The 16098-nt window shown below is 45.9% G+C and carries 15 protein-coding genes; 7 read left to right on the plus strand and 8 right to left on the minus strand.

What is annotated here, in order from left to right; all coding sequences use genetic code 11:
* Positions 1 to 28: 28 nt before the first annotated feature.
* Complete coding sequence (locus tag ACW73I_RS04875) at positions 29 to 1993, plus strand: hypothetical protein (protein WP_458028115.1); 1965 nt, start codon at positions 29 to 31, stop codon at positions 1991 to 1993.
* Between the two features lie 548 nt (positions 1994 to 2541).
* Here the strand turns inward: ACW73I_RS04875 and ACW73I_RS04880 are convergent.
* Positions 2542 to 4851, minus strand: a complete 2310-nt coding sequence (locus tag ACW73I_RS04880; RefSeq protein ID WP_458028116.1) for a penicillin acylase family protein — start codon at positions 4849 to 4851, stop codon at positions 2542 to 2544.
* A 239-nt stretch (positions 4852 to 5090) separates the two neighbouring features.
* Here ACW73I_RS04880 and ACW73I_RS04885 point away from each other — a divergent pair, with 239 nt between their 5' ends.
* The 3 genes from ACW73I_RS04885 (at position 5091) to ACW73I_RS04895 (ending at position 8416) form a co-directional block, all read left to right on the plus strand.
* A complete protein-coding gene (locus ACW73I_RS04885) occupies positions 5091 to 6062 on the plus strand; it encodes a hypothetical protein (RefSeq protein ID WP_458028117.1) in 972 nt (323 codons plus the stop codon).
* 153 nt (positions 6063 to 6215) lie between these two features.
* Positions 6216 to 8030 (plus strand): GspE/PulE family protein, encoded by a 1815-nt coding sequence (locus tag ACW73I_RS04890; RefSeq protein ID WP_458028118.1) that lies wholly within the window; start codon positions 6216 to 6218, stop codon positions 8028 to 8030.
* A 164-nt stretch (positions 8031 to 8194) separates the two neighbouring features.
* The gene (locus ACW73I_RS04895; protein WP_458028119.1) at positions 8195 to 8416 is read left to right on the plus strand and encodes a hypothetical protein; all 222 of its coding nucleotides are present in this window, start codon (positions 8195 to 8197) and stop codon (positions 8414 to 8416) included.
* A gap of 94 nt (positions 8417 to 8510) precedes the next feature.
* On the opposite strand, the gene lipA is transcribed toward ACW73I_RS04895, so the two are convergent.
* From lipA to ACW73I_RS04930, 7 genes are all read right to left on the minus strand, one after another.
* Complete coding sequence (gene lipA, locus ACW73I_RS04900; RefSeq protein ID WP_458028120.1) at positions 8511 to 9473, minus strand: lipoyl synthase; 963 nt, start codon at positions 9471 to 9473, stop codon at positions 8511 to 8513.
* A complete protein-coding gene (gene lipB, locus ACW73I_RS04905; RefSeq protein ID WP_458028231.1) occupies positions 9470 to 10072 on the minus strand; it encodes a lipoyl(octanoyl) transferase LipB in 603 nt (200 codons plus the stop codon). Before lipB ends, lipA begins: the two co-directional genes overlap by 4 nt.
* Before the next feature lie 18 nt (positions 10073 to 10090).
* Positions 10091 to 10357: a YbeD family protein gene (locus tag ACW73I_RS04910; RefSeq protein ID WP_458028121.1), complete on the minus strand. Its 267-nt coding sequence runs from the start codon at positions 10355 to 10357 to the stop codon at positions 10091 to 10093.
* Positions 10354 to 11193 (minus strand): aminotransferase class IV, encoded by an 840-nt coding sequence (locus ACW73I_RS04915; RefSeq protein ID WP_458028122.1) that lies wholly within the window; start codon positions 11191 to 11193, stop codon positions 10354 to 10356. Before ACW73I_RS04915 ends, ACW73I_RS04910 begins: the two co-directional genes overlap by 4 nt.
* Complete coding sequence (locus ACW73I_RS04920) at positions 11193 to 12353, minus strand: D-alanyl-D-alanine carboxypeptidase family protein (protein WP_458028123.1); 1161 nt, start codon at positions 12351 to 12353, stop codon at positions 11193 to 11195. Before ACW73I_RS04920 ends, ACW73I_RS04915 begins: the two co-directional genes overlap by 1 nt.
* Before the next feature lie 141 nt (positions 12354 to 12494).
* A complete protein-coding gene (locus ACW73I_RS04925) occupies positions 12495 to 12704 on the minus strand; it encodes a hypothetical protein (protein WP_458028124.1) in 210 nt (69 codons plus the stop codon).
* Positions 12705 to 12853: 149 nt separating this feature from the next.
* Positions 12854 to 13027 carry a rubredoxin gene (locus ACW73I_RS04930; protein ID WP_458028125.1) on the minus strand — a complete coding sequence of 58 codons (174 nt, stop codon included), beginning with the start codon at positions 13025 to 13027 and terminating at the stop codon, positions 12854 to 12856.
* Between the two features lie 225 nt (positions 13028 to 13252).
* Between ACW73I_RS04930 and dusB the strand changes: the two genes are divergently transcribed.
* Genes dusB through purH form a run of 3 tightly spaced genes read left to right on the plus strand, consistent with a single transcriptional unit; the run spans position 13253 to position 16085 of the window.
* On the plus strand, positions 13253 to 14233 hold the full coding sequence (gene dusB, locus ACW73I_RS04935; RefSeq protein WP_458028126.1) for a tRNA dihydrouridine synthase DusB: 981 nt from the start codon (positions 13253 to 13255) through the stop codon (positions 14231 to 14233).
* On the plus strand, positions 14234 to 14497 hold the full coding sequence (locus ACW73I_RS04940) for a helix-turn-helix domain-containing protein (protein WP_458028127.1): 264 nt from the start codon (positions 14234 to 14236) through the stop codon (positions 14495 to 14497).
* Positions 14498 to 14525: 28 nt separating this feature from the next.
* Entirely contained in the window at positions 14526 to 16085 is a 1560-nt protein-coding gene (gene purH, locus ACW73I_RS04945) for a bifunctional phosphoribosylaminoimidazolecarboxamide formyltransferase/IMP cyclohydrolase (RefSeq protein ID WP_458028128.1), read from the plus strand.
* Positions 16086 to 16098 lie beyond the last annotated feature (13 nt).

The following is a 16098-nucleotide window of genomic DNA, read 5'->3' on the forward strand; positions in this document are numbered from 1 at the left end:
TTCGATCGTAACATTATTTGGTGACCAGATGTCAGTAAGTTTCCTACGAATTGCGGAATTTAGAGCTAATTATTTCAAATATTTAAACAATATTTGTTTTCAAGAAAAAACGGGGCTGATTTTACTAATATGGTTATTTATTTTCAATTATGGTAAATTTTGGACCCGTGGTGGTTATGCAGATGATTTTGCATTTTTATCATTCATATCCGATAAAACCCTAATTGAAGCGATAACCCAATGGTCATTTAACAGTCGATTTACTCAGGCAATCTTGTTTCCGTTAATATTTAAACCAATATTTCTTATCGGTCCTGGCGACTTTCAATGGTGGTTTATTCAATTGCTCGGACTGATCTGCTTTACAATAATAATGTTTTTTTTAAATAAAATATTATTATTGGCTAACATAGAATGGCCGATAAGGTTTTTTTCGTTATTTTTATTTTCAATATATCCTTTAAAATGCACTACCATACTATGGCCTGCCGCAATAATTGGATACATTTTTCCGTTATTATTTTTAGTACTAGGCTGCTTCATTTACTTACGCGACGCAAATAGGCGTATTGAAAAACAAGGTAGCCGGGTAATTGTTTTTACACTATTTTTATTGTCCGCATTTGGAATAGAACAACTTATTCCAATTATAGTATTAATATTTACATTTAGATGTTTCGCCTTTCCTATTTCGAAGAAAACGTTAATAATTGATTTCACAGGTCTGATCTCAATTCTGGGAGCTTTTGTTTTTCTTAATTTCTATGGAGCCTCTAGAGGCAGAGTGGAAAGACATACTCATAGTGACTTCTCGATATTAAATCACAGCCTTGATACATTCATTGAATCGCTTTCATTGTTTATCAAATATCCGTTATCGATCGTACTTGATCAATATTATAGAGATGATTTAATAGAAACAGCTAAACAGGCTTCCTTCCAAGCGTCCGAGCTAATACTTTTTATATTAGCAATATACTGCTACTTCCTGCCAAAAATTCGTTACAGAAACAACAAGTACTATTCTGTTATTTTATCTGGCTTGCTGATCTGGCTTGCCGCATTTTCACCACTGATGGTGATCGATTATTATCTTCCGGATCGAGTGTTTCTAATTCCGTTGATCGGTATGTCTATAGCGTTTGGGGCGACGATAGCTCTGATCATTAATCAAGGCCGTTTGATAAAATTAATAACTATCGTTTTTCTGTTTTTGACTTGCACTTTGTTTAATCTGGTAAATAACTATATACAAAATGATTTTGAAGAAAACTGGCAGGCTTCCAGTTTAGTAATTCATACTTTAGGCAAACATCGAAACGAAATATATGATAACTCTACCGTGCGTATTTTTAATCTTCCAAATGCTCAAAGCCCCTCGCCAAAAGCAAAGAATGCATTTTCAGTTAACGGAATTACTCATTGGTTATTTCCAAACAAACATGTTTCCGGTGATTCTTTAGCAAGTATAGATAGCGTCTTTATGCTGCCTAACACTATTCAGAATACTAGCTTTCCATTCAATGTACCTAACATTCGTCCTAACGACATTAATTTTATTTATGCAGACGAAAAAGTGTTGCCGTTGAAAGGCATTATACTTATAAGCAAACCAATTAAAAATCACAATACTGTTGATCATATCTTGACTGCTAGAGTTAATCAAATTGATTTAAAAGGATCTGTGGAAAACTATCGAGTGATAGTGCCATATTATCTGAACATAGAATCAATTGATATAATTCTGGTTAAAATAATTATTCAAAGTGATGAAAATCGGTTAAATAAAGGACAACTCAGAATTCATGCAACCGACGATGACGACTTGATTACACCTTATGATATTAGATTCGATAACAACTCAGAGGAGTGGACTCTAGATGGTAACAAATTATTTTCCACGGTAATTATTAATCATGCTTCTAAAGTGCGCTATATTTCTATTTTTACCGATCGATCTAAACAAAAACTATCTTTTGAATTAGATTTGTAGAGTTTCCGACTACTTGAGTTATCACTCATCCTCGCTTCCGTCGGCGCAAGCGTTTATTTCGTTGTATTTTCCTTTGCATGAAACGTGACAATTCTTTTTTTGTCATGAATCAGCTTCACTTAGGCGCGTCGATAAGTTACTGCGAACGGCGCACATCCAAGTGCATGGTGTACGATAACTTGCAGAATAAGTTGATCTGTGATGTTCGGTATTATCTGCCAGTTTTATTGCAAAAGCCCGACGCTTTGTGAACTGGGATTCTTCGGTCGCTATAAGAGTGACATGTGATCCGTGCTGAGTGACCGGCCATTTGCTCATTGCGCGGAGTGTGCCGTTGAAGTCCGCTTGACCTAATGTTGCAAGGCCGGCTTCTCCGCTTGATCGGATGAAACATGATTGCGACATCCTTAGCGGTAACGACGACTACCGTTTCGAGCAACAACCGGAAGACGTTCGAGGTGGCATCAATGAAAAATTTTTACGCGATTGATACACGACAGCAACTCGCGTATTTCCAAATCCGTGATTGTTTTTTTAGTTCCCGCTGCTTAATAACCACCAACATTACTTTCCCTATCCGGGCTGAAATAGAGGGTATCAGCGATATTATCCGTTTGCATGGGTTCCGCAATGCCGTACTGCCAAAGCGGCTGTTGATCGCGATAATGCTCGGACAACGGGTGTCCGGATTGTCCTGCCGGCATATGAAAAATCGCATCTTCCGGATGCGCGGGCGAAAGTACCAAGCGTTCGCTGGCACTATGGCTAGTTCCCATAACCTTGACGCAAACGCTGGCACAACCATCACTACCAAAACTCGGCATATCCAAAAACTTGGCAAGGAGGGGTGAAATACGGCTAAAAGGATGATGTAATTCGATACGATGAACTTCGCTCCATTTCATATCGGTCAATTTATGATCCGGATAGCGACGATACAATTCGTCTGCAGTACGACGCAGAGTTTGTATTATCATCGAATGCCAATCATCGCGATAATCGACCCTCAATAGGCCTTGCGGACGCTGTGCCAGCAATAAACGCAACGGCGTCTCCATTTCCCGCCACGCATATTGGAAATCCGGATCGTAGGGGCGGCACGCCGAAACGATCTTGGCAAAAACTTCATTGGCTAATTCAAATCTGAACCCATCTAAAAAGGCCGCACCGATACTATCTTTGTGCATGTAGCCGTCCCAAGCATGCAAGGTCTGTTCGATTTCCTGCAGTGCCATGTCTTTATCGCGTATTTTGTGCAACGCATCCAGGGCCAGTTGTTGATAAAAATCATAAACGCCGCCTCGGCTATCCAGTTGTATCCGGAACAAGTCGGCTTCGGTCAACTCGTTTTTTGCTTGTAATAATTCGGCAATGCGAAATGCTCGGTAGCCGAGAGCCCAGTTATGCCCGATAACAAAGGGATATTGACTGCCTAGCGTGCGATTGTTAGCGGTAGCTATGAATCCTTCCGGCGGATCGAGCAAGCGCGGCAACTCCTCAGCGGGAATATAACCGTTCCATCCCTGCTTGCCATCTGCCCAAGACTGTGCGGTCAACCCATCAAAACCAAAGCGATTAGGAAACCGGCCCATATAAGTCCAGCCAATATGGCCGTCGCGGTGGGCAATCACGACATTCTGAGGCGGTGCGCCGGTATGGTTCATCACCGCCATCGCCTGTTCGACCGTTTGAACTTGATCCATTGCCAACAGGCCTATATCGACAGCATGTTTTTCCAAGGCCGTCCATTTGACCGCTACAGAGTGCCCTAACAAAGGCTGATCGGAAACCGGCCCCCATATGGTATCCCGCACGGTAACCTCGATATCGTCCGCGTCCTTGACGTGTATGGTTTCAGTATGCTCGTTAAACCGGGTCCAGCCTTCCGGCGTTCGATATGCTTTCGGCTCATCCGGGTTGATTTCCAACCGAATTAGATCGACCAAATCGGCAGTGACGTTGGTGAATCCCCATGCCACATGGTCGTTGCCGCCGACTATAACTGCCGGAACCCCGGGCAGGGTCACGCCGTATAAATGCCTATTGTCATAGCGCAAATCCGCCCGATACCAAATATTGGGGACGCCTAAACCCAAATGCATGTCGTTAGCAATAATCGTCCGCCCATCGGCAGTTTTACTGCCCGCCACAACCCAATTATTGGACCCGGCCACGACGTTTTCGACATCAACGCCATTACGCGCGATTTGAACATTCGAATCCGACAGAGCCGCAAAGGCTTGTGGCGATATACGATTGCTATAACGGCGCGATTCGCTACCGCCGATCAGGACATTGGTAAAGTGATCGGTATCCGGCGTCAGAAATTCAACCAACTCGTCCGGCAACGCTTTTTCCATGACGCTGACCATACGCTCGTCCTGCTCGTATCCGTTAAGATTTTGGAACATGCCCAAAATCACCAAGATACTATCCTCCTCTCGCCAAGGTTCGGGCCGATGTTGTAAGACTAAAAACTCGGGCGGAAGGACGGCGGCTCGTTGAATATAAAAATTTACGCCCTCCACGTACGCTTTCAATACCAAGCGCTGTTCGGCGGGTAAATCACTAACAATATTTTTTGCAGCCTTGGCCAATTGGTAGACACGTTGCTTCCTGTCTAGGTTGACCGCCGATATGCCGAATAATTCGGCTAGACGCCCTGCGCTTTTGCGTCGCATTAATTCCATTTGAAACAAACGGTCGCGCGCATGCAAATAACCTAAGACCCGAAAAGCGTCGTTGCGGGTTTCAGCCGAAATAGTCGGAACGCCAAAAGAGTCGCTTTGAACGGCCACTTTCGAGTTCAATCCCGGAAACTTAATTTCACCGTCTTCAAAAGGTAGCGAAGCTATCATCAAGCCAAAAACAATACCCGCCGTAGCCGAGGCGAGCAGCCCTATAATTAAACAAATTCGCCTTACCGTACGCATCATAAACAAATATTCATCGATTTTGATTGGTTCTAATCCTACGGAATAAATGAGCGTTTATAAAGTTCAATCTTTATCGAAAAAGTGAAAAAACATCTGTAAAGGACTATTTTTTTAAGATTCAGAATGGCTCGTAATTATCCAACGCACGCAAGGTGACTATTATGCAAAATACTTCTCAAATACTCGATGTAGTAATCGGTTTGGTTTCAATTTATCTGTTGCTGAGTTTGATTTGTTCGGCATTAACCGAATCGGTGGAAAAGCAATTAAAGCGACGCAGTAAAGATCTATCGCTTGGCCTATTCGAACTATTTGGCGGAAATAAAACGGGCGCCGATTTTCTGGACATGTTTTATAAAAATCCGATCATTTTCAGCATGTACAAAGGCCGATCCGATATCTCATTCGATAATAAACTTAAAATTCAAGGGGAATTGCCGTCTTATATCGATCCGAAAACGTTTTCGATGGCTTTAATCAATCAGTTGCTCGATGGCGAGTCGATCGAAATCGAGGCGTTAAAAAAATCTTTAAGCAAAGCCGCCTTACCCGCAAACGTGAAAGCCGCTTTGGAAACCTTAATCGGCGCCGCCGGCAATAATTTGAACCAAGCAATCAATAATATCGAAGATTGGTATTCGGCGATGGGAGACCGGGTGGGCGGTTGGTATAAACGTCATACTCAATTAGTGACGTTTCTGATCGCGACAGCGCTGACATTGGCTGGAAACATCGATACCATCGCCATAGCCAAGAGTCTGATGGTCAATGACAACCTACGCGCGGACATGGTTAAAACCGCGTTTGTTATGAAAGACGAGTCAATAAGCTGTGCGCCAGCCGAGACAAATGACCAATGCCTGGATGATAAAGTCGAACAACTGAATAAACGCATTCAGCGCATTCAAAACGTCGGGATGCCCTTAGGCTGGACTGACACGACCGGTTTGCGTTCCGCCCCGGAGGTTCTAGAAAAATGCCTAGGCCTATTAATCACGATAATGGCATCTTCAGTCGGCGCACCATTCTGGTTTGACCTGCTCAACAAATTCATCAACATTCGTTCGACAATAAAACCGCAAGCGCCCAAACCAATGCCGGGCGAAAGTAGGCCGAGCGTTGCCGCTGATTAACAGCACATTCCATAATCGGGACCAATACGGCAAAACCAGCCAACAGTGTCGGTACTGCTATAATGAACAACGAAACGAGTGTTTTTTAACCTAACGAACAAAATACCGCAAACGCCGCAAATGGTCCCTAGCCGACATCCAACATTTTCTTAGATGACATCCGATCTTAATAACACCATCGAGTTAATGGTTGAAAAACAGAAATCGGAAGACCAAAAGCTCGATGCTCAACAAATCATGATTTGGTTAACCGATGATCAGATGCTTTCGCAAGCCGATTTGGTCAAATGCCGGAAACACGCGCAAGCGAACGCTAATAAACATAAACACCCGCTCAAGCTGTTGGCGGAATGTGAAATTCGTGATCAATCCCAATTCGGCAAACTACTTTCGTTGGAAGACTTAACTCAGTGGTTAGCGCAAAAATTGAGGTTATGCTATTACTATTTCGACCCATTGCGAATTGATGTGGCCAAGGTCACGTCTTTGTTCAGCAAAGCTTACGCAAGTAATTACAATATCTTACCGATCAAGATTAGCGATGACGAAATCATCGTTGCAACCGCCGAACCGTTTATTTGTTCCTGGCAGCAAGACTTGGCCAAAATGCATAGTGGAGAGATTCATTGCGTATTTTCCAATCCGGATGAAATCAAGCGCTATATAGAAGAGTTTTACAACTTTTCCCGCTCTTTAAAGGGCGCCGCTAGACAAACGGCCCAGAACGATCATACCGAATTACACAATTTCGAACAGTTGGTTGAACTGAGCCGAATCGGAGACCTGGACGCCAATAATCAGCATGTGGTTAACCTCGTCAATTGGTTGATGCAATACGCCTTCGACCAGCGCGCAAGCGATATTCATATCGAACCTAGGCGCAGCCAAGGTAATGTCCGGTTCAGAATCGATGGTGTTCTGCACCAGGTCTATCAACTCCCTAAGCCCATCTTAAACGCCGTTTTAAGTCGTTTGAAAATTTTAGGACGGATGAATATTGCCGAAAAGCGGCTGCCCCAAGACGGGCGCATCAAAATCCATAATTCTAAAAGTAAAGAAATAGAACTTCGGCTGTCGACGATGCCGACGGCCTTCGGCGAAAAATTGGTAATGCGTATTTTCGATCCCGAGGTAGTATTACGGGATTATGCCCAGCTAGGATTCAATAAACGGGAATTGCAGATATGGAACCGTTTGACCATTCAGAGCCACGGCATCATTTTGGTAACCGGCCCTACCGGATCGGGCAAAACCACCACACTTTATTCGACGTTGAAAAGACTGGCTACACCGGAAATTAATCTGTGTACGGTTGAAGATCCCATAGAACAAATAGAAGCTAGCTTTAATCAACTACAAGTACAAGCGAATATCGGGCTGGATTTCGCTAACGGTATCCGTACGCTGATGCGGCAAGATCCGGACATTATCATGGTCGGCGAGATACGCGATCGGGAAACCGCTGAAATGGCGGTACAAGCTTCATTGACCGGTCATTTGGTCTTTTCTACGCTGCATACCAATAATGCACCGGCCGCAGTAACCCGGTTGCTTAACATAGGCGCTCCGGCATATTTAATTCAGCAGACTTTGCTGGGGGTTATGGCTCAGCGCTTAATACGGGTTCTTTGTCGTTGTAAGATTTCCGTCGAGACTGACGAAAGACAATGGCACGCATTGGTTGCGCCGTTTAAAATACCACCTCCGAAAAAAATCTATCGAGCGGTAGGTTGTAAAGAATGCAGAAATACCGGTTTTTCAGGACGTATCGGGATTTATGAAATCTTTGAAAACACCCCTACCCTGCAACCTCTGATAGTTGAAGGCTGCGACAGTATTTTATTGCAGAAACACGCCGTTAAAGACGGAATGCGTCCTTTACGCATCAGCGGTGCTGAAAAAGTGGCTGCTGGACTTACCACCATTGAAGAGGTCATGCGAGTCGCGCCGGAGCAAATAGAGTTATAAATCGTTTGCAACAAGCAATCGTCTGCAAGCCGGTCCTAAATTTATCATAATTGTGAACCCCATGGCGCTGACTGAGTTCCGTACCGGGAAAACTGTTCTGTGTTTCACAACATAAATTCTTGGAAGGAGAACAATATCGAAAGTTGTTTTCTAAGGAGAGAGTCATGCTAGAAAATCAAAACATAGTCCGGCGAATCGATTTTTTCGAGCAATTACACCATGAATTTCTGTATCTGAAAGGCTACGGTACCTATGCTTATATAACTTCAGACACTGTCGATCAGTTATACGAATCCTACCTGGAGTACCAAAAGACATTAATGCCGTCCATCAACCATCGGCATTCAGCTATCGACTTTATCAGACGCTTTATCAAATCCTTGTAACCCAGTTCCCTGCTGACATGAATTTTGTGAGCGGGGAATTATCTATAATTAACTCTTTCATTAGCCCGGCCGGCGAAACCGCTCGGTCTTTATTTTAAACATCAATAATTGCCGCAGCTTGCAGATCGGCATGATACGAAGAACGAACCAGCGGTGCGCTGGCCACTTGCTGAAAGCCCAACGCGCGCGCAATCTCTGCATATCGATTAAACTGATCCGGATGAATATATTCTTTGACGGCGAGATGTTCTTTACTAGGCTGCAAATATTGTCCTAATGTCAGCATATTACATCCGTGTCCTAACAGATCTTCAAGTACTTGCACCACTTCCGTTTCGGTTTCACCCAAGCCCAACATCAAGCCGGACTTTGTCGGTATGCTTGGCATCAATTGCTTGTGGCGCTGCAATAACCTCAACGACGTCAGATAATCAGCTCCAGGTCTGGCCTCTAAATATAAGCGCGGCACCGTTTCCAAATTGTGATTAAAAACGTCGCACGGTTGACTTTGTAAAATTTCCAGCGCCGTATCCATGCGTCCACGAAAATCGGGCGTCAGTATTTCTATCGTGGTATCCGGCGATTGCTGACGGATAGCACCTATGCAGGTCGCGAAATGTCCGGCGCCACCGTCGCGCAAGTCATCTCGATTAACCGAGGTAATCACGACATATTTCAATACCATCGCTTGAATCGTTCGAGCCAGGTTAGTTGGCTCGTCCTGATCCAACGCCTGCGGTTTACCATGCGCGACATCGCAAAAAGGACAGCGACGCGTGCAAAGATCGCCCATGATCATGAAAGTCGCGGTACCGTGACTGAAACATTCTCCTAAATTCGGGCAGGCTGCTTCTTCGCAAACCGTATGCAAGCGATTTTGCCGAAGCGATTGCTTAACCTGATTGACCTTGTCGGCAGCCGGTAGTTTTATGCGTATCCAATCCGGTTTACGCAACGTCGTTTCCGGCTTTTCCACTTTAATTGGTATACGTGCCAACTTATCGGCATTGCGTTTATGGGTGTCCGGCGTAGCGCGTGAGGGCGCGATTAATTTCATGATTCGATCGCCTTAATAATATGGTGAATAACCGGCACCGCTAATTCATGCGTATGCACTTGAACGCCAAAATCGGCCAGTTGCGTCACTTCGAGACCCGCATAACCGCACGGATTGATATTTCGAAACGGGTCCAAGTCCATGGCGTTATTTAGACTCAAACCGTGATAACTACAGCCGTTTTTGATTCTAAGCCCCAACGATCCTATTTTTTTTCCTTCGATATAAACGCCCGGCGCATCCGCTCTCGCTTCGGCACGGATTCCGTATTGCAGCAAGGTATTGATCATGGCGTTTTCCAGCAGCGTTATCGTTTGCCGCGGCCCTAAGTTTAGGCGTTTCAAATCAGCCAAAAAATACACTAGCAGCTGTCCGGGTCCATGATAGGTAACTTGGCCACCTCTATCGGTTTCCACTAACGGTATATTGCCGATTTGTAACACATGTTCGCGCTTACCATTCAGACCTAATGTGTAGACAGGCGGGTGTTCGGTAATCCAAATCCCGTCGGTCGTTTCCGGGCTACGCTCAGCAGTGAACTGCCGCATATCGCGCCAAACGCTCTCAAAATCCCGCAACCCCAATTGCCTTATTCGGATAGGTCGAGCAACCAAAACTTAAAGTGCCACTAACACGTCCGGATGATCGGTCAGACCTTGATAAATCGCATCGAGTTGCGCGCGGCTGGTGGCTTCGATAACGACTGTGACGGCCGTATATTTGCCAGCTTTACTAGGCCTGCTGGTGACCGCGCCTTCGTGAATATCGCAGACATGCCTGCGAATGATTCCCACCACGATGGCGTCGAAATTGTCACTACTCTTCCCCATTGCCTTGATAGCAAATTGACAGGGAAATTCTAAAAGACTTTCTGTATGGTTCATGCCAACGACTTCTTGTAGGCTTGTAACAACCGGTCCATTTTTTGATAAACCGGACCAGGCATCCCGGAACCAACGCTATTTCCATCGATCTCGATCACCGGGACGATCTCGCGGGTAGAACTGGTCACCCAGATTTCGCTAGCATTTGCCAATGCCTCTAGCGCAATTACGTCTTCCCGATAAGGCATTTGATTGGCCTGAGCCAGTTCGATAATGACGTCCCGTGTAATACCCGGCAGGATTTCATTATTTTTCGGCGGCGTGATCAACTCGCCTTCGATAACTGCAAACAAATTGCTAGCGGCACCCTCGGTGACGTAACCGTTCCGTATCAATATCGCTTCTGCACAGTCGTGATCCAAGGCTTCTTGACGCAACAACAAATTCGCCAATAACGCGATCGCTTTTACGTTACACAATTGCCAACGCGTATCGTCGACCGTCAAGGCTTTAATGCCCGCGACGCGTCCAGGAAACGGTTTGATTTCCGAACACATCGCAAACACCGTAGGCACCACATGCTCAGGAAAGCCGTGATCGCGTTTCGCGGCGTGACCTCGTGTCACCTGCAAATAGATATATTGATCCTTGCTGTTGTCGAGCATGGGTTGAAAAATCGCTTGCCATTCGGCAACGGTTTTGTCCATATCAATCCGAATCGCTTGTAAGCTATTGTTTAAGCGGTCAATATGGTCGTTTAGCCGAAACAGTCGACCGGAATAGACGGGAATGACCTCGTATACGCCATCGCCAAATAGAAACCCACGATCCAGTACCGATACTTTCGCATCCGTTAACGGTACGTATTCGCCGTTCAAATAAACTTCATCTGCCATTAGCGCTCCAGCAACACCAATACCGCATCGTATAAGCGCCGGAAAAAGCCGCCTTCCTCAACGTTGTCCAAAGCTACCAACGGTTTACTAATAATAACTTCGCCAGCCAAAGTCACGTTAATCGTACCGACTGTATCACCTTTTTTAATCGGCGCAATGATGACTTTATCGAGTTCCGTCTCGGCTTTTAACTCGTTGAAATGTCGACGAGGCGCCGTAACATAAAGATCTTCGGCCAGCCCGACCGTTAGTTTAGACGTCTCACCTTTTCTGACTCGTGTTTCCGCCAACTGACTATCGGCTTCGTATAGCCTGTGGGTTTCGAAAAACCGAAAACCATAATTTAACAGGGACTGACTTTCGTTAGCCCTCGCAATTGAACTAGCCGCCCCCATCACTACCGAAATCAAACGCATATCCTCACGCTTTGCCGATGCGACCATGCAGTAGCCCGCATCCTCCGTATAACCGGTCTTGAGTCCGTCAACTGACTCGTCACGCCATAACAGCAAATTACGATTTTTCTGAGTAATATTGTTATAGGTAAACTCTTTTTGCGAATCCCAACGGTAATATTCCGGATAATTTTTAATAACTGCCTGCGCCAGTAAAGCCAAATCACGGGCGCTACTGTAATGATTGGGGCTAGGCAGCCCGGTAGCGTTCTCGAAATGGCTGTTAACCATGCCCAGTTTCGATGCCTGCTCATTCATCATTGCGGCAAACGTTTGTTCGCTGCCGGCAACGTGTTCAGCTAGCGCAACGCTCGCATCGTTGCCGGACTGGATAATTACACCTTGCAGCAAGTCCTCAACGGAAACTTGCTTGTTTACTTCAATGAACATCTTAGAGCCGCCGGTTTCCCAAGCCGTTTTACTCACGGTTACTTTTTCATCTAGGGTTAAATGTCCCGCTTTAAGCTCGCTAAATACCACATAAACGGTCATGATTTTGGTCAAGCTTGCCGGGGATACGCGTTTATCCGGGTCCTTTTCAGCTAATACCCGCCCGCTATCGAAATCCATCAAGAAATAGCTGGTTCCGGCGATACTAGGCGCTGCGGGAGTGAAAATAGGTCCAGCCGCTTGCAGACTCTGAGACGTTACAAAATATAGAAGCGCAACAAAAAGACTAAATGTTGAACGGATAGATAACTTCATGATGACAGTTCGATAGTTATTCTGAAAGTAACTATTGTAACACTGTCGCTAGCGCTAGCGACTTAGAAAAACCACTGGAAACGAGCCCAATGGTAACCACGTATGAATCCGCATAAAATCTTACAGCTTAGTTGAGCTGCCTTAAGCCGATAAAACCATTTTTACGCTTGCTTTAACGTAATCGCGAACCGGTACGCTGTGCTTCAAATAGTCTTTGAACATGTGCTGAATATCAACCGGATTCAAATATACATAAGCCCCGCGACCAGTCCTTGCAATAAATTCGGCGCTTAATGCGTCGAAAAAAGCCGCATGGACTACTTTGATTTCGTTTCTGACGGAGGATTTCATTGCCGTTCTCCTTTCTGTTAGCGTCAGAAACCCATGAGCAAACGGCATGCATATATTACCTTTCTATTTAATTTCAATGACATAATAAAAAACATCATCAAATCGCCGATTTTTCGTCGCGAAACGTCACGCCGATTAAGCGGCGTTTTTTACCAACTTACCGGCTTAAAAAAACTCTTCGGAGCACCGCATACCGGGCAAACCCAATCCGTCGGAATATCCTCCCAGCGAGTACCGGGCGGAATGCCGCTATCGGGATCGCCTTTAGCTTCGTCGTAAATATGTTCGCATTCCATGCAATGATATTTCTTGTACTCGGACATTGCCATCCCCTCGTAAAGCGATAAGTCCCGACAAGGACTCAACTAATAGTAAAAAACTGTAACATGTTCCGCAATATGTGGCATAGCGGTCAATTAACGGAGAGACTGCCTATCATAAAAACATTCCTCCGGGTTGACGTTCAACGGATAGTAGTCAAAAAAGTTGAATACCGATTAATCAAATTTCGGGTATGATGTGCCGCCTTTTTGACTGTATGCAAATCAATGCAAATCGGCCCTTACCAGTTACCCAATAATATTTTGCTCGCACCCATGGCGGGCATTACCGACAATCCTTTCCGGCGTCTTTGCGCGCATTTCGGCGCGGGATTAACGGTTTCGGAAATGGTAATTTCCAATAAAGACTTACAACATCACCCACGCACGATGAAAAAATCCGACCTTAGCGGCGAAATTGGTTTGCGTTCGGTGCAAATATTGGGAGTCGATCCGGAGCAAATGGCGGCAACGGCAAAGCTAAATCAAGACCGTGGAGCCCAAATCATCGACATTAATATGGGGTGCCCGGCCAAAAAGGTCTGCTCGGTCGCCGCGGGCTCGGCTTTACTGAAGGATGAGGCCTTAATCGCGCGGATTTTATCGAAAGTGGTGTCTGCAGTAGATATACCTGTAACCCTTAAAATCCGCACAGGGTGGGATCTAGCTCATCGAAATGCCGTGAATGTCGCACAAATCGCCGAAAATTGCGGTATTCAAGCGCTGACGATTCATGGCCGCAGCCGAACCTGCAAATTTAACGGTAATGCCGAATACGACACGATTAAACAGGTAAAACAATCTGTCAGAATACCGATTATTGCTAACGGCGATATCGACGGCCCGGAAAAAGCACGCCACGTTTTGAATTATACCGGGGCCGATGCGATCATGATAGGCCGGGCAAGTCAAGGCAGACCATGGATATTTAGGGAACTATTAAGCAAACTATCGGGGAGCGGCAATACGCCGTCCATTTCCTTGCCCGAAATCAAAACAGTCATTAATCTACACCTGGATAATTTATACAGTTTTTATGGCTCTGCCAGTGGTGTTAGAATTGCCCGTAAACACATCGGCTGGTATTTCGACCAGTTCGGCACGTTGTCTGCCGAGCGGAAAAAACTAATCAATCAGGCACAACGGCCAGCGCAACAAATGGCGCTAGTTAACGCCTCGTTAAACTTAATTACCTCGCGAGTCGCCTAGATGGAAGCAGAATTAAGCAAAATCAACCGTATTAATAACCACACCCTGTCCGATCATGTACGTCAGTCTGTTGAGGACTACTTTGTACATCTGAACGGCCATGATTCGTCAGGCTTATATCAGTTGGTTTTGACCGAGGTCGAAAAGCCCCTACTCGAAATCGCATTAAAGCACTCCGATTTTAACCAGAGTAAGGCCGCAAAAATCCTGGGCCTAAGCCGCAGCACCTTGCGTAAAAAACTGGAACTCTACGGTATCAGCTAATTCCCCACTTCCCTTACTCGAGGTTTGAATGAATAAAAAACTGACTCGCGCGCTGATCAGCGTGTCCGATAAAACCGGCGTCTTGGAATTTTGCCGAGAATTGGAAAAACTCGGCATCGAATTATTGTCGACCGGCGGTACGGCCAAACTGTTGGCCGAAAACCATATTGCCGTTACCGAAGTCTCCGATTACACCGGTTTTCCTGAAATGATGGACGGACGAGTCAAAACCCTGCACCCGAAAATTCACGGCGGCATTTTAGGCCGACGCGGCATCGACGATGCGGTGATGGCGGAAAACGGCATTAAACCGATCGACATGGTCGTGGTTAATTTGTACCCGTTCGAACAAACGATTGCTAATCCGAATTGCGACTTGGAAACCGCGATCGAAAATATCGACATCGGCGGCCCCAGCATGATACGCGGCGCCGCGAAAAACCATGCCGATGTTGCTATCGTGGTCGACCCGGCGGATTACACGCTGGTCTTAGCGGAACTGAAAGAAAATAATGCCGAATTGAGTCACACCACACGCTTTAAATTAGCGCTGAAAAGTTTCGAGCATACGGCGAGTTACGACACGGCCATCGCTAATTACTTAAGTAAGACGATTAACCTAGGTTTCCCCAAGACTTTGAATTTACAGTTCTATCGTCAGCAAACCATGCGTTATGGAGAAAACCCGCATCAAAACGCCGCTTTTTATCGCGAAAAGACCCCCCCGGTCGGCAGCATCGCCGCTACGAAGCAATTGCAAGGCAAAGACCTGTCTTATAACAACGTCGCCGATGCCGATTCCGCATTAGAGTGTGTCAAAAGCTTTGGCGAACAACCCGCTTGCGTGATCGTTAAACACGCCAACCCCTGCGGCGCCGCTGTCAGCGAAAATTTACTCGACGCTTATAAATTAGCTTATGCGACGGATCCGACTTCGGCTTTCGGCGGCATTATCGCTTTTAACGGCGAATTAGATGAAAAAACTGCGGCCGAAATCATCTCGCGTCAATTTGTAGAAGTCATCATCGCACCTAAAGTATCGGATGCCGCCAAGTTAGTTCTTGCCAAAAAACAAAATGTGCGCGTTTTGGAATGCGGGTATTGGACCGACGCCGCAACTTCGGCAACGGATTTCAAGCGCGTAGGCGGCGGTTTATTGGTTCAGGACAAAGATATCGGGATGATCACTGCCAAGGATGTCAAAATCGTTAGCCAGAGAGCCCCAACCGAACAGGAAATGGCCGACTTGATGTTCGTTTGGAAAGTCGCCAAATTTGTTAAATCGAATGCCATCGTCTACGGCAAGAATGGCCAGACCGTCGGCATTGGCGCTGGACAAATGAGCCGGGTCTATTCAGCCAGGATCGCAGGCATCAAAGCCTCGGACGAAGGCTTGACTTTGCCTGGATCGGTGATGGCGTCCGATGCTTTCTTCCCTTTTCGAGACGGAATAGATGCCGCCGCCGCTGCCGGAGTTACTGCGGTGATTCATCCGGGCGGTTCGGTACGCGACGAGGAAGTCATTAACGCGGCCAATGAGCACAACATTGCAATGGTGTTGACCGGCATGCGCCACTTCCGCCACTAGTCTTGATTAACTT

This window comes from Methylomonas sp. MgM2, assembly GCF_054172045.1.

What these genes read in the sequence shown, in the direction of transcription:
- ACW73I_RS04915 (WP_458028122.1), bottom strand. Translation starts at nt 11,193, where the DNA reads ATGGCAGATGAAGTTTATTTGAACGGCGAATACGTACCGTTAACGGAT.
- ACW73I_RS04875 (WP_458028115.1), top strand. Translation starts at nt 29, where the DNA reads ATGTCAGTAAGTTTCCTACGAATTGCGGAATTTAGAGCTAATTATTTC.
- ACW73I_RS04880 (WP_458028116.1), bottom strand. Translation starts at nt 4,851, where the DNA reads ATGATAGCTTCGCTACCTTTTGAAGACGGTGAAATTAAGTTTCCGGGA.
- dusB (WP_458028126.1), top strand. Translation starts at nt 13,253, where the DNA reads ATGCAAATCGGCCCTTACCAGTTACCCAATAATATTTTGCTCGCACCC.
- purH (WP_458028128.1), top strand. Translation starts at nt 14,526, where the DNA reads ATGAATAAAAAACTGACTCGCGCGCTGATCAGCGTGTCCGATAAAACC.
- ACW73I_RS04890 (WP_458028118.1), top strand. Translation starts at nt 6,216, where the DNA reads ATGACATCCGATCTTAATAACACCATCGAGTTAATGGTTGAAAAACAG.
- lipA (WP_458028120.1), bottom strand. Translation starts at nt 9,473, where the DNA reads ATGAAATTAATCGCGCCCTCACGCGCTACGCCGGACACCCATAAACGC.
- ACW73I_RS04940 (WP_458028127.1), top strand. Translation starts at nt 14,234, where the DNA reads ATGGAAGCAGAATTAAGCAAAATCAACCGTATTAATAACCACACCCTG.
- ACW73I_RS04930 (WP_458028125.1), bottom strand. Translation starts at nt 13,027, where the DNA reads ATGTCCGAGTACAAGAAATATCATTGCATGGAATGCGAACATATTTAC.
- ACW73I_RS04895 (WP_458028119.1), top strand. Translation starts at nt 8,195, where the DNA reads ATGCTAGAAAATCAAAACATAGTCCGGCGAATCGATTTTTTCGAGCAA.
- ACW73I_RS04910 (WP_458028121.1), bottom strand. Translation starts at nt 10,357, where the DNA reads ATGAACCATACAGAAAGTCTTTTAGAATTTCCCTGTCAATTTGCTATC.
- ACW73I_RS04885 (WP_458028117.1), top strand. Translation starts at nt 5,091, where the DNA reads ATGCAAAATACTTCTCAAATACTCGATGTAGTAATCGGTTTGGTTTCA.
- ACW73I_RS04920 (WP_458028123.1), bottom strand. Translation starts at nt 12,353, where the DNA reads ATGAAGTTATCTATCCGTTCAACATTTAGTCTTTTTGTTGCGCTTCTA.
- ACW73I_RS04925 (WP_458028124.1), bottom strand. Translation starts at nt 12,704, where the DNA reads ATGAAATCCTCCGTCAGAAACGAAATCAAAGTAGTCCATGCGGCTTTT.